Source organism: Fusibacter paucivorans, from assembly GCF_018390735.1.
Classification (GTDB): domain Bacteria; phylum Bacillota; class Clostridia; order Peptostreptococcales; family Acidaminobacteraceae; genus Fusibacter; species Fusibacter paucivorans.
Genome location: NZ_JAHBCL010000014.1, coordinates 1 through 14,794 on the forward strand (window position 1 = coordinate 1; position 14,794 = coordinate 14,794).

Consider the following 14,794-nt stretch of genomic DNA (forward strand, 5'->3'; position numbering starts at 1 on the left):
AATATCGATAGATTTTGAAAACTGCCTTTTAGGGAGTCTTATTAAAGTTGCCCTTTTTTAGACCTACTGATTAAAGTGAATTTCCGGTTATTTTAGTCTTGACTTTTCATAGCTGGTCTCCTCTCCCATTAACCGATCGTTCCTTCCAATTCCAGTTCAATGAGCCGATTTAGCTCTACAGCATACTCCAGCGGCAGTGTTTTGGTAATCGGCTCGACAAAACCTCTGACAATCATCGCCTTAGCCTCTGCCTCACTGATTCCCCTGCTCATTAAATAAAAAATGGTTTCATCACTAATTCGTCCAATTTTCGCCTCATGTCCAATGTCTACACTGTCCGTATGCGCTTCGATGATCGGCAGTGTATCGGATTTCGATCGATTGTCGAGCATCAGCGATTCACAATTGGCAACCGCTTTGCTGTTGACGGCGTTCTTGGCGATGCGAAGTAAGCTGCGATAAAATGCGTGCCCGCCATCTTTGGAAATGGATTTAGAATTAACCACGGAATGAGTATTCGGCGCCGCGTGCACGACTTTTGTGCCCGTATCGAGGTATTGTCCCGTCGAAGCAAATGTGATGCCTGTAAATTCACAGGATGCGCCCTCACCGCGCAAAATACTCATGGGATAAAGCATGGAAACGCGCGATCCAAACGAACCCGAAACCCATTCGATCTTACCGTTGCGTCCCACTGTTGCCCGTTTGGTATTGAGATTGTACATATTGCGCGACCAGTTTTCAATAGTGGAATAGCGCAGCGTCGCATCCTCTGCGACAAATAGTTCCACTGCCCCGGCGTGCAGATTATTGACACTGTATTTCGGTGCGGAGCAGCCTTCAATAAAGTGAAGATTCGCGCCCTTTTCCAAAATTATCAGCGTATGTTCAAACTGACCAGCCCCCTTGGCATTGAGTCGAAAATAGGATTGCAGCGGAAAGTCTACTGTTACACCTTCCGGTACGTAAACAAAGGAACCGCCTGACCATACCGCGCCATGCAGTGCAGAAAATTTATGATCACGATTGGTAATCAATTTCATAAAATGTTCTCGCACAATAGATTCATGTGTTCGCAGCGCCGTTTCGATGTCCGTATAAACAACCCCCTGCTCAAGCAAGTCTTCTCGTATCGAATGGTAAACAACTTCCGAATCGTACTGGGCGCCAACGCCTGCAAGGCTTCTCTTTTCAGCTTCCGGAATGCCAAGCCGATCAAAAGTCGCCTTGATGTCATCGGGGACATCAGCCCAGTCGTGCTTCATGTCCGTATCAGGTTTGACATAGTGAACGATATTTTCAATATCGAGATCTTCAAGATCAGCCCCCCAAGCGGGAACTGGCATTGACTTATAAATTTCAAGGGATGCAAGTCTAAAGTCCAACATCCACGATGGTTCTCCCTTTTCTCTTGATATTTCGCGAATCACAGTTTCCGACAATCCCTTGTCCGTCACAAAACGATGGTGTTCTGGATTAATGACGTCATAAATACCACGTTCGATATCTGCAATATATGTTTTTTGTGCCATGGCCGCCTCCTTTACACGGAAGCCCGAAACGCTTCGTAGCCCGATGACTGTATCGTGTTTGCGAGACCGAGATCGCCTTCTTTGACGATCTTGCCGTCGACGAGAACGTGTACGAAATCCGGTTTAATATAATCTAAAATTTTATTGTAATGAGTAATGACGAGAATCGCGTTATCGGCATTTGCCAGCGCCTGAACTTTTTCATAGACAACGCGGATTGCATCGACATCAAGCCCTGAATCCGTCTCATCCAAGATAGCGAGTTTGGGCGCTAAGACAGCCATTTGCAAAATTTCGCTCTTTTTCTTCTCACCGCCTGAAAAACCTTCATTCAAATAACGCGCCAGATATTTTTCATCCATTTCCAGCGATTGCATTTCCGACTTGACCGTCGCATTAAATCGCCCCATCATGGGCATAATGCCCGAAACCTCTTTTTTCGCCGTTCGCAGAAAATTTTCCACAGTCACACCAGATACTTCTTGAGGGTACTGAAAAGATAAAAAAAGACCCGCTCGCGCGCGCTCATCTACTTTCATCGACAGTAAACCTTTGTTCATAAAGAGGGCTTCTCCTCCAGTGACTTCATACGCCGGATGTCCCATGAGTACATTTGCCAGCGTCGATTTTCCGGCGCCATTCGGCCCCATAATCACATGCACTTCCCCCGGATTGATTTCTAAATTAACGCCCTTTAATATTTCTTGATCTCCTACTGTTGCACGAAGACCGCTAACCTTTAAAATGCTTTCACACATCATCTGCCTCGCTTTCGCTCTTCTGTTAATTTTCTATGAACAAGTTCTCTATTGGTACAATTCCTATTGCTTTAGTCACTGCTGCTGTCAGCTGCAACATCACACACCGCCTTAGCACCCGCATTTAAAACAGCTCGTCAAGCAGGTAATCGCAATGGTTTTACAGCTATCTATCGTTTATACCTTAGTAATTTAGTCGGAATTGTTTTCGTAATTATGTTAACACACTTTGATCACGTCGTCAACGTCCTAAAATCCCTTTAGCCAGTCAATGCTATCGCATCGTACTGCCTGATAAAATCGACATCATTTTGCTTGTCAAAGAAAAAACGCACTGTTTAAAATAAACAGTGATGGTTTTTTCTCATACCAAAAGGATTCCTCTAACATTAGTTTAATGATAGAGCAGCAAACAACATTAATTCTGTTTTACAAAATGGAAATATGTGTTATTGTAGTAAAAAAAGTAATCTTTATAGAATGACATAGTGAGGATGGTTTAAAGTGAAACGTTTTAAGATAAACACCTAAATGATAGCTGTAAAATTCGCAGTCATAAATTTAACAATATATATCATAATAGACACTTATTATTTTATAAATAGTCGTTGGTAATTTGGGTAAATGAGAAGATTGAGGTTTCATCAATAGTTTCTGCTGTTTTGTCGTCATTGGCAGCCATGTTTGCAGTCGGTGTGATGCCATATAATTACTATATGACATTGGATGTTTTACTAGAAATAAGCATTTTATCAACCTATTTACCTAAAATTTTAAAATATCAAGGCCACACAGGAATTTATACTGGCCCAAGTTCAAATTACAAATTGAATACATTGTATTATGCAACACCGCATTATATTGTTGAAGAATATTGATAGAATATTAAGGTAGGATTAAATGAGAAATAAAATAATAAAGAATGTTATGATACGCATACAGGTAATATTGCTCTTAATCGTATTATGGTTTGCATTTAGTCTTCTTTTTAGCATTCGACCACTGAGTTATTTTTGGAATTTCTTATATAAAATCGGAGATCATAAATTACAGGTTGGTTTTCTAACAGGATTAATTACTTTCGTTTCATCAATAATACTTCACAAACGCAACCATTATGATCTTTAGCTATTATAACTTACACAAAACCAACTTAATACTAGTTCTTTAAGAATGAAAGAAAAGTCAGTACAAAAGGAGGCCACTGAAATAATGGCCAACTAATATAAGTTAAAACAAAAAATAAAAAATCACGTTTGGTCAGAAAATAAAAATCTAAACCGAACGTGATTTTCTTTGTTTTTATCAGATAAATATATATATTTCTTAATCATTTTTGATGCGTCAACTTCAAATCCAACTTAAAATCAAGCTTTTCTTCTTTAACTGGTTATGCAATGTTAGATAAAGAGCAACAAGCTCAGCGCCATAACCACCATTCCAGCAATAAGGCCATACATCGACAAATGATGTTCGCCGTATTCTCTTGCAGACGGCAGCAGTTCATCTAAGCTTATGTAAACCATAATCCCTGCTACAGATGCAAAGATAAAACCAAAGACCGCATCGTTGAAAAACTTGTAGAGCAATACATAACCAACCAGTGCACCAATCGGCTCTGATAACCCCGACAGAAATGACAGACGAAATGCCTTGCGGCGATCGCCGGTCGCATAGAAGATCGGAACGGCTACGGCAATCCCCTCTGGGATATTGTGAATGGCAATTGCAAAGGCGATGGGAATCCCCAGCGACGGGTCGCTTAATGCCGCTGTAAACGTGGCAAGTCCTTCCGGGAAATTATGAATGCCAATTGCCAAAGCTGTAAACAACCCCATACGCATCAAATTAGATTGATGCTCTTCACTTTTACCATCCATTTCTTCAACCGTGTGCACTTCATGTGGATTTTCGACATCGGGAATCAACTTGTCGATAACGGCAATGATCAGGATCCCAAAGAAAAAACCGCCAACAGTGGCCCAAGTTCCCAAGCGCACACCCAAAGCTGACGTCAGTGCCGCTTGCGCCTTTGAAAAGATCTCAACAAAAGAGACATAAATCATTACACCTGCAGAAAAACCAAGTGCCACAGATAAAAATTTCGTATTCGTTCGATTGGTCAGCAGTGAAAGCGCACTGCCGATCCCAGTAGATAACCCCGCTAAGAGGGTTAATGAAAACGCAAAAATAACCGCATTGAAATCCATTGCAACAACTCCTTTTCTATTCATATTTTGCCGATACTATTTTATTTCTATTGGGAAGGCGCTTATGCGTTATCTTCCGCGTCGTACACCTCACATACAAACAACTTTTGGGCAACCGCGCCACTGAGCGGCGTATTCCGCCCATCATACGTCAATGTCACGATATCACTCACCAAATCTCTTTCAATGATCTTGAAGCACAGATCAATGTAAATATTCAAGCTGTTTAAATAAACTAATAAAGCCTTATCGTCAACAACACTTTTAAGACAATACTGTTTGCCTTTCTTCGCTTTAGAAAGCTTTAAGCGCCCGCAAGTGTCTAGATCATCACGTTTCAAGTCACTCAGTGCCGGAATATAATTGCCATGGGGACACACTTCTGGCGCTCCCAAGAATGCATACAGTTTATCTGCCAATTTTGTAGAGGTGAGATGTTCCAGCATTTCGGCTTCTTCATGAACCTCTTCCCAAGCATAGCCTAGTTTATCTGTCAGAAATGTTTCCCATATGCGGTGTGCACGGATAAGTCTTACCGCTTCCTCCATGCCAAGTGTCGTTAATACAGAGCCTTTATAAGGCTGGTAAACCAACATTTCCTTCTTTTCAAGCTTTCGGACCATTTCATTTACGGTTTGGGCGGTATGCGCAAAATAAACGGCCAACTGATGATTGGTTACCCTCTCGCCCTCTGCTTCATCGCTGAGTTTATAGATTGCTTTGATATAATCTTCTTCGCCTCTACTCGTTACTTGTTTTCCTTTAATAATAGGCTTTTCTTTAATCACTTGCCTCTTAGACATGAAATATTCCTTCTTAATCCCTATTAATCATTATATGCTTCCTTAGTGGTTCCTTAAAAGTCATTTCACCGATTACACCAATCGCCATTTTTTATAATCGTCCGTCAATTCTTAAGGTTAACCATAAAAAGTTGTTCGATAATATTATATGCTTTTCGCCATTGTATGTCAATACGTACAATCGTGTCCTTTTTATTTGTCGATCGCCCAAAATGTATTGTTAAAAAGCACCATACACGATCTTCACACAGATTTAACCTGCTCTTGCGAATGACGCTAAATGTACTGTGATAAAATGACACGCATAACAAATTGTAATTGGGAGGATATTATGGTAAATGGAAAACCTGCAACAGTGCACATTTCCAAGGCAAAACTGGCATTAAATCTCATTTTGCTGTCACTTTTGACCCTCGTCATGTGTGCGATACCAGTTTCGGCAGATGAAATGACGACTGGTTATGTGACCGATGTACCCGGTCGCATCGAAATGAATTTAAGTGCACGTTATGATGTTGATGTCAATGACCCCGAAGGCGGTCTGGAAATCGTCACTTACAACCCAGCCAATCATACAGCCTATGCGATTGACGGTATTAACAGCGTGCTCATCGCCGTGCCAATGAATGCTTTGAGTACAGATCGATTCAATGATCTTAGCGCCGACGGCTATCAAATCGACCTCGCTGCTGCCGCAGAAGCAGCCGTCAGCGGCTTCAAATATGGTGATATTACCAGCATTGACATTTCACCCGATCATACCAAGCTGGCTGTTGCCATTCAAGCGGCAGGCTATAATGACACGGGACTCGTCGCTGTTTTTCCAATTGACAGCAGTGATGATACTTTAGGAACCCCTGCATATTATGCCGTTGGTGTACAACCGGATATGGTTATCTTTGCCGATGATGCAACAGTGCTTTCCGCGGACGAAGGTGAACCGCGCATGGGTTACGGCACCAATTCAGCTGGTGTCAACGTCATCGATCCTAAGGGAAGCATCTCTGTCATCAACCTTGCGTCAGGCACCGTTACCATTGCTGATTTTACTGCTTTCGATAGTCAAAGAGCTGCGTTAGCAGCATCAGGTGTTCTCATGACAAAAGGCCAAACGCCTTCTGTTGATTTAGAACCCGAATACATGGTCATTAGTGGCGATGGGAAAACAGCTTATATCACCCTTCAAGAAAACAACGCCATTGGCGTATTGGACATTCCTTCTGCCACACTAACGAAAGTCATGCCCCTCGGGTTCAAAGATTACGGCGCAGAAGGCAATGCAATCTATTTGGATGGCAGTGCCCGCAGTTATGAAGATCTTTACGGCGCCTATATGCCTGACGGTCTCAGCCTCTATGAAACAGGCGGCAAGACATACCTGATCACTGCAAATGAGGGCGACGGCAGAGAATGGTCTTCAACTGAATTCCCAGAAGACCATGAAGATGCCGGAGATCCCAACAGTGATGACACGTCATATTATTCAAATGAAACAAAAATAACCCTTTCAAAAGAAGACGACTACGAAATAAAAAAAGTCGTCGTCATTGATCCAGAAATGGTTGATGGTCTCCCAAGCGGCGCAGATGTCATGTTTGGCGGCCGTTCAATGACCATTTTTGAAGTGACGGCCAACAGCCTCGTTCCCGTCTATGACAGCGGCAGCGACTTTGAAGACATCACTGCAAAACTGTATCCTGAATGGTTTAATACTTCCAACAGCAAACTGAAGCTCAATGACCGTTCGACTAAAAAAGGACCTGAACCTGAAAACGTCACCATTGGTCAAATCAATGGTCATACGTATGCATTTGTCGTCCTCGAACGCATTGGCGGCATTATGGCTTATGATATTACGACACCGTCAAACAGCAGCTATGTGAATTATATCAACTCTCGTGATTTTGATGCAGAAGACGGCATTGGCGGCGATTCAGGACCGGAAGGCATTCACTTCATCCCTGCTTCACAAAGCGTCACCGGTACTGCTTTACTCATCACCGGCTGTGAAGTAACGGGGACAATGCCCATCTATGAAATAACCGCTTATCCGGGTGATCTTACCGGCAAGCTCGTCATTCTTCATACCAATGATACCCACGGCGGCGACGTTGCCGTTAAAGGCGTTTCAATCGGTACCGCAGGTGTGGCAAAACTTGCAGAAGACTATAGAGCAGCAGGCGCTGAAGTATTGCTCATCTCAGCGGGCGATGCAACACAGGGTGATCCGCTTGTGAACCTTAGCAAAGGTGCAACGGCGATTGATTTTATGAACCTCGCGCAATACGATCTAATGGTTCCAGGAAATCATGAATTCGACTACGATTACGACAATTTACTCAAACTCAAAGCCAGTGCAGACTTCCCGTTTGTCTCTGCCAATATATTAGACAAAACAACCGGCGAACCCGTCTTTGATGCACATGTCATTTTTGACACGGTCATTGGCAAAGTTGGCGTCTTTGGTCTCACGACGCCGGAAACATTGACGAAAGCCAATCCAGACAACGTCGCTTCACTTTCATTCCCTGAGGGGAAAGCAATGTACGCCATTGCACAAGCCCAAGTTGATGCGCTAAAAGCAGCAGGATGTAGCACGATCATCTGTGTCGCGCACCTCGGTACAGATACCGGCAGTGAGCCTAATACATCAACAGATGTCCTTCAAAATGTTAAGGGAATCAATTTGCTCATCGACGGCCACAGCCACAGCGTTATCGAAGGTGATCTCGTCAGCCAATCCGTACTCACATCTGCGGGAACGCGTCTCGAATACGTCGGCGTCGACATGCTTGACGGCACTAGCATCATGTCAACGCTCGTATCAGCAGAAGATTACAGTAGCGTCGATCCTGCCATCAATGCCGTTATAAACGCAAAATCCGATGAAATCGATGCACAGCTTGCAGCAAAATTTGCTGTCAGCGAAGTATTGCTCGACGGCAATCGTGCACCGGGCGTTCGAACACAGGAAACAAACCTCGGTGACTTTGCCGCAGATGCTATTTTATGGGCTGCCAATGAGGCTGTCGGCGCAGGAACTGTGGACGCAGCAATCACCAACGGCGGTGGTATCCGCGCAACAATTGAAATCGGTGATATTACCATGAAAGATATGAAGACAGTATTCCCATTCGGCAATACGATCGCCACTGTAAAAGTGACAGGGGCTCAGCTCTTGGAACTCATTGAAGCCGCGACATTCAGCACACCGGAATCCCTCGGCGCATTCCCGCACGTTGCAGGCATTGAATTCACCCTTAACACCGCCATCCCTTATGCCAAGGGTGCACAGTATCCAGACTCGACCTACTTTGCACCGGCTAAGCCCGGCACGCGTGTTACCAATGTCAAAGTTGCCGGAAAAGCACTGGATCTCAACAAAACGTATACCGTCGCAACCAACAACTTTACAGCAAGCGGCGGCGACACTTATTATCTCTTTAAAAACTGTGAAACGTTCAATACCTATGTTGCTTTGGAAGATGCACTCGTCAACTATACAACTGAAATCCTTGGCGGCGTGGTAACAGAAGCAAAATACGGTCAGCCTGCTGGGCGTATCAATATTATCGCAGCGGCGGCACCTGTACAAACCGAAGCTGCTATGCCGACAGCCGCAAGCGGCATGCGCGTCTATACAGTCGTCAGCGGTGACAGCCTCTGGAAAATCGCTTCATCTTCCCTAGGTGACGGCGATCGCTACATGGAAATATTCAACCTTAACAAGACGCTGCTCTCTAACCCGGATATGATTGCGATTGGACAAACGTTGACGCTTCCAGCAGAATAATCTGTCGAACTGACCCTAAGCAGCGTCGAACATCAAAACAGATCTAAAATCAATTGGTTTATACACTTTAATAAAGGCCATCTTCTATCGCTAATAAGCGAAAAAGATGGCCTTTCTCTCATATGTTTTTCTTTTATATGATTTTCATTTCAAATAACCAGCATTCCCCTAAACCCTCTCGCAGCATAGTATGAATCTGCGCCATTGTGATATGTAAATACCGTATCATAACGGCGATCACAAAAGATCGCACCGCCCAGCACTCGAATGCGATCAGGGGTTTTAACCCATGAAGATGTTTTAAGATCAAATGTTCCCAGTGTTTGCAGCATGCGATACTGAATCTCTGTCAGCATGGTGATGCCCATTTCATTTGCCATCTCAATGGCACTGCCCTTTGGCTTATTGGCTTTTCGAGCTTCCAATGCCGCCTGATCATAGCAAAGATGCCGACGTTTCGTTGGCGATTCTGCCGAGCAGTCAAAAAAGACAATCCCACCTGTAATCTCATCGATGCCGACGACATCCGGTTCACCGCCCGTTGTCTCCATCTGATAGAGCGACCACAGTTTACCAGTGTCTGATTCTAGTTTCACAGCAACCTCTTCCCATTGAATCGACGGATGTCTCGACACGTGCTCATTAAAACGCGCTTCTAATTGTTCAAAAAATAAGCGCTGTTCTTCCTTCGATAAAATTGTCATCACAACCTCTTTTCCATACGCTTTATCAATCGACACAATTGTCACATTATTATTCATACGCGATCTGACACGTGTTAAGCAATTATTTAGCGCCAGAAGCTTCCGAAATTCCTCTGATTTTTGAAATGAGTTGTTTCAGCACTTCAATTTCATGCGAATCAAGAACCGATAGAAAGGCGGTATTGGCTGATTCCATGCGCTCTCTGACAGCTTCTGCTGCTGTAATGCCACTAGGTGTCAAGTAGATGAGAATCGATCGGCGATCATTTGGATTAGCATGTCTTTCAATCAATCCGGAAGACTCAAGTCTGTCAATAATGCCCGTCATCGTGGAACTGTCCAAAACTGCTTTGCTCCCTAACTCAACCGCTGTTATCCCATCCGCTTCATAGAGAAAACTGAGCACCATTCCTTGAATAGCTGTAATTCCCAAATTGGCAATTTGTTTTCCCCAGAACTGCGAACTCTTCTGATTCATTTTCGCGAGCTGAAAAAATATGCAATCACTTTCATTCATCTAATATTCCCACACTTTCTTTTTCGTCATCATTAACTGAATGGCGAAACGCCTTGACGCCTATTTTCGCTATACTTTAACATCTGATCCATCGGACTGCGTCACTGTCGCACCGTTCTTTTCACAATGCGGCTTAGCAATGTTCTTTTATCGGTTAAACACCGGACTGCGCTTTTCCAAAAACGCCTGCATGCCTTCTTGACCATCTGCCGTTGTGGAGATGTTTGCAATCATGGCCGCTTCATTTTCCATCTGCGTTTCCAACGTTGACGTCCAGCCAATGTGCATCAGCTTTTTAACAGCACCAAATGCCTGTACAGAACCGCTTGTCAGAGCAGCTGCCAACGCTTCTGCCTTTTCCATCAACTGATCTGCCGGTACCACTTGATACGCAATTCCCCATTCCAGCGCTTCTTGTGCTGTCAACACGCGATTCGTCGTCGCCAGTTCAATTGCGCGATTCATGCCGACAATTCGCGGCAGAAAATACGTTGACGCTGCATCCGGCGTCAATCCCGCCTTGGTATAGGCCATGGTAAACTTCGCTTTTTCCGATGCAATGATAAAGTCACCCGCACATGCCAAACTCATCCCGGCACCTGCTGCAACACCGTTTACGGCGATAATGACCGGTTTTGCCATACGAACCATTTTGGCAATGGCGCTGTGTAAATAGACCGTCACTTCTTTTAAACAGTAAGAAGCACCTTGTTCACTGCCCATAAAAGCCTTTAAATCACCACCTGCCGAAAACATCTTGCCATTCCCTGTGATAATAACCGCCAACACTTCTTCTGACGCATCACAGTCAAGCAATGCATAGAGCAGTTCCTTTGACAATGCCAAATCAAATGCATTTGCATCATTTGGTCGATTAAGTGTTACCCATGCAATGCGATTGCGCACTTCTAAAACAATATGTTGATATTCCGAGTGATTCATGATGACGCCTCCCTTTCATGCGCCCTTAGCGCATGTCCTTTGTCGTTGCTGCTTTGCGATTGCCGTATTCTTTTGATGGCTGATTCTTTGTCTGCAACATTTTGTACGTATGCAAGTATCTCGCCTACAAGTATAAACAGCTAAAAGCAGCTTGTCAAATTGATGCGATACGCCTCCATTCTCAAAATGCTATCCTATTAAATCTTATTAAATTACATCATATCATCCCGCAGCGCATCTATTATATTTTCCTTTTTTATCTTGCTGACAGCATACGTCATCGTGGTAAAAATAACAAGCAGAACACTGATAATACTAATGCCTATGCTCGTCCAAGGCCACACAAACACAATTCCGTCCGCACCGCCTATAAACATGCCCTTATAGATAAGCCAAGCAATGAGTACAGCCAACGGGAGACCTACAAGCAATGCATTCAAACCATAAAAAACGCATTCATAACGCATCATACGATTAAAATCGCGATCAGACATGCCAACTGACCGCAGCATGGCAAATTCTCGCCGCCGCAATTTAATATTGGTTGCAATGGTATTAAAAACATTAGCCACAGCAATGAGAGAAATCATAACAATAAACGTGTACGCAAATACATTGGCAATAAAAATATAGTTTCGGCTCTCCTCCAGCATCTCAGATGTGTTCACAATTATATACGAATCTACTGTTCCCATATGTTGCAGCATCTTTTCTATTTCCGACATCGATAGCGACGGATTTTCCGACTGAAAGGTTAAGCCTTTCACGATAATTGTATCTGGCAAAGCAAATGATGCTGCACTAGCATATGGCACAATAATCTGAAAAAAGTACGGCTGTGATTCGAAAGGCCTTGCAGTTGGCGGCATATCCGGCGGCGTCATATCGACACAGGTTATCTTTGCGTTTTTTACATACGCCGTCTTGGATGCATCATTCGTTTCCGACTGCATCACTATCTCTATTGATGTCTCGGCGAACAGATCTTTTAGCTGACCCGCAGTTTCTGCCGAATCGCTGTCAGTCTGCATTTTAGCAACGGCAATCCATTTTGCATCTTCACCAGTATACGCTGCCTCAGGCAGTCCCAAGTCTTGAATGATTTTCAGGTAGGCAGCTTCATCAAGACATTGAATTTTAACGGATAACGGCACTGTTTCACCTGCCAAGCCGCATTCTTGAGTCTCCCAGAAAGCATCTGACAGCATGCTGCTTTGAACTGTACACATTTGCTGCATAACCACCTGATACGAACTGTCTGTGACGCCTTCAGTCGTTTTAAGTTTATCGTATAGCAGGAGCATTTCCTTCCCTGCCATGTTCTGTACACCTAAACCAACATCGTAACTCGTTACGGCTTTTGCCAGTGCAGTGGCTTGCTGAAGATCAATGACAAAAGCACTCGTCGATATAAAGAGCACAATACTCAGCACCAGTGACAATACAATGCTGTGATACCGCTTCCTATTTCGCTTAAAGTTTTTCAGAGCCAGTGTCCCTTCAAGACCACAAAGCCTTTGCATCCATTTTGATGTCTTTACATCATTAGGCGCCACCTTTACTTCATTTGTCTGGCGTATACAGGTCATCACAGGTGTGCCGGCTGCTTTTCTCGCCGGCAAATAAGCTGAAATTAGGATTGTTGCCAAACTGACTGCAGCCGCAGTCGCCACTGCGATTGCAGAAATGTGAAGTGTCAGCGGAACCTCACTGTAAAGTATATTGCTGAAATTATGCGTCACAGCCGCTATGACAAGGCCGATACTGCCAAGACCAACCGCTATGCCAATCGGAATACCAACAGCACCGATGCAGAGGCCTTCGAAGAGAACTGAGCCGCGAAGCTGCTTCGCCGTAGCCCCTACAGAGGCAAAGATACCAAACTGCTGCATACGCTCGTTTAGAGAAATATCAAACGAATTGTAGATTAAAAAAATTGAACCAATCATGATGATTGCAATGACAATCATACCGATAGAAACCAGCAGTGATACAAACAGTTTATCACCCGGATCTCTGGATCGTCCCATAAATCTAAGAACATTGTTGTTATAGATGACAGCATGTCCCTCTGTCATGCTGTCTGTAAACGCATAGACTGACCTCGGCTTACGAAGTGTGACAAATAAACTGAAATCATCTGTCATTACCGCATCGTCTACAGCTGTTATTAACGTATATCCCGCTGCATTTTCAGTTTCAAAAACAGGTGTTTGGCAAATGCCAACGACTGTATAAGTCTTTTGCACCTCTACATTCAAGGTCTCATTCCCGGCCATATAAGAATCATATTGACCAAGTTCTTCAGAACCGTTCGTGCGCTGCCCAACCGCGAGGGAAAGCGTATCTCCTAACGCATATGAAATGCCCCCGGCTTTAAGGGCGCGCCCGGAAATGATTACTTCATTGCTGTTTTCAGGCCGCCTGCCTGAAAGCAGTCTGACCGGCAGCTTATCAAAAGCTTTATCCTCGAAACCTGCAATAAAAAAATAGGGGCTAATGTCCTCTTCGTCATTTTGAAACGTCGCATAGCCTATATTCGTAAATGCTGCCGTATCTGCCATTGCATCATTATTGATAACTTCGTTTAATAAGACAGCGTCCGCATCCAGAAATGCAACATGCCAATCGCCGTATTTCTGTGTCGCACCATCTGTCATATAATGCAGCAATGAAACACCAAAAGTAATAACTGCTGTCATCATCGCAGCAGACAGTACAACGCCAACAATCGTTACAATCGTTCGTGTTCGGCTCTTTTTCATTCCCTGCAAAGCCACTTTATTAAAAACATTCATGGGCGTACCCTCTCGTCACGTACGACGCTCCCATCAGATATACCGATAATACGGTCTGCCTGCAAAGCAATCTCTTCATCATGTGTAACAATAATGAGGGTTTGATTGTACTTTTTATTGCTCTCTTTTAGTAATTTAATAATTTCATGCCCGTTTCGACTGTCCAAACTTCCTGTAGGTTCATCCGCAAGCATCACTGCCGGCGCATTCATCAGCGCCCGTCCTATCGAAACGCGCTGCTGCTGTCCACCGGAGAGCTGATTGGGTAAATGTGTTCTGCGATCTTGAAGACCCAGCATATCAAGAAGTTCTTTTAATCGCTCTTCGTTGACCTTTCTTCGATCCATAAGAATTGGCAGCGTTATATTTTCAACGACATTCAACGTCGGAATAAGATTGTGAAACTGATAAATCAGTCCAACCTGTCGCCTGCGAAAAATAGCCAGTTTCTCATTATTCTGTGCATACACGTCCTGTTCTTCCAAATACACATTGCCGCTCGATGGTACATCCACACCGGCAATCATATGAAGCAATGTTGATTTGCCTGAACCCGATGAACCAACAATAGCTGTAAAAGACCCCTTTTCGATCGCTATCGAGACGTGGTCAAGTGCGGCAACCCGATTTTCACCTTTACCATATACTTTGCATAAGCCTTCTGTTCTTAAAAATGCCATTCTGTAAGTTTCCTTTCTCAAATTGTTGTTTAAGGAAATTATGAATTTCCCTCACTT

The 14,794-nt window shown here is 43.9% G+C and carries 10 protein-coding genes; 1 reads left to right on the top strand and 9 read right to left on the bottom strand.

Annotated elements, in window-relative coordinates:
* Positions 1-128: 128 nt before the first annotated feature.
* The 4 genes from sufB to KHM83_RS09230 all read right to left on the bottom strand — a co-directional run bounded on the left by sufB (position 129) and on the right by KHM83_RS09230 (position 5,303).
* A complete protein-coding gene (gene sufB, locus KHM83_RS09215) occupies positions 129-1,532 on the bottom strand; it encodes a Fe-S cluster assembly protein SufB (protein WP_213236718.1) in 1,404 nt (467 codons plus the stop codon).
* An 11-nt stretch (positions 1,533-1,543) separates the two neighbouring features.
* Entirely contained in the window at positions 1,544-2,290 is a 747-nt protein-coding gene (gene sufC, locus KHM83_RS09220) for a Fe-S cluster assembly ATPase SufC (protein ID WP_213236719.1), read from the bottom strand.
* 1,400 nt (positions 2,291-3,690) lie between these two features.
* A complete protein-coding gene (gene zupT / locus KHM83_RS09225) occupies positions 3,691-4,500 on the bottom strand; it encodes a zinc transporter ZupT (RefSeq protein WP_213236720.1) in 810 nt (269 codons plus the stop codon).
* Between the two features lie 62 nt (positions 4,501-4,562).
* Complete coding sequence (locus tag KHM83_RS09230) at positions 4,563-5,303, bottom strand: metal-dependent transcriptional regulator (protein WP_213236721.1); 741 nt, start codon at positions 5,301-5,303, stop codon at positions 4,563-4,565.
* Positions 5,304-5,634: 331 nt separating this feature from the next.
* Between KHM83_RS09230 and KHM83_RS09235 the strand changes: the two genes are divergently transcribed.
* The gene (locus KHM83_RS09235; protein ID WP_213236722.1) at positions 5,635-9,096 is read left to right on the top strand and encodes a choice-of-anchor I family protein; all 3,462 of its coding nucleotides are present in this window, start codon (positions 5,635-5,637) and stop codon (positions 9,094-9,096) included.
* Positions 9,097-9,245: 149 nt separating this feature from the next.
* Here KHM83_RS09235 and KHM83_RS09240 read toward each other — a convergent pair whose 3' ends face one another.
* From KHM83_RS09240 to KHM83_RS09260, 5 genes are all read right to left on the bottom strand, one after another.
* Positions 9,246-9,800 carry a DUF4256 domain-containing protein gene (locus tag KHM83_RS09240; RefSeq protein WP_213236723.1) on the bottom strand — a complete coding sequence of 185 codons (555 nt, stop codon included), beginning with the start codon at positions 9,798-9,800 and terminating at the stop codon, positions 9,246-9,248.
* 82 nt (positions 9,801-9,882) lie between these two features.
* Positions 9,883-10,317 carry a MarR family winged helix-turn-helix transcriptional regulator gene (locus KHM83_RS09245; RefSeq protein WP_213236724.1) on the bottom strand — a complete coding sequence of 145 codons (435 nt, stop codon included), beginning with the start codon at positions 10,315-10,317 and terminating at the stop codon, positions 9,883-9,885.
* A 147-nt stretch (positions 10,318-10,464) separates the two neighbouring features.
* Positions 10,465-11,259, bottom strand: coding sequence for an enoyl-CoA hydratase/isomerase family protein (locus KHM83_RS09250; protein WP_213236725.1), 795 nt, complete (start codon positions 11,257-11,259; stop codon positions 10,465-10,467).
* 212 nt (positions 11,260-11,471) lie between these two features.
* The gene (locus KHM83_RS09255) at positions 11,472-14,057 is read right to left on the bottom strand and encodes an ABC transporter permease (protein ID WP_213236726.1); all 2,586 of its coding nucleotides are present in this window, start codon (positions 14,055-14,057) and stop codon (positions 11,472-11,474) included.
* Entirely contained in the window at positions 14,054-14,737 is a 684-nt protein-coding gene (locus tag KHM83_RS09260) for an ABC transporter ATP-binding protein (protein WP_213236727.1), read from the bottom strand. The genes KHM83_RS09255 and KHM83_RS09260 overlap by 4 nt, the downstream gene beginning before the upstream one ends.
* Positions 14,738-14,794 lie beyond the last annotated feature (57 nt).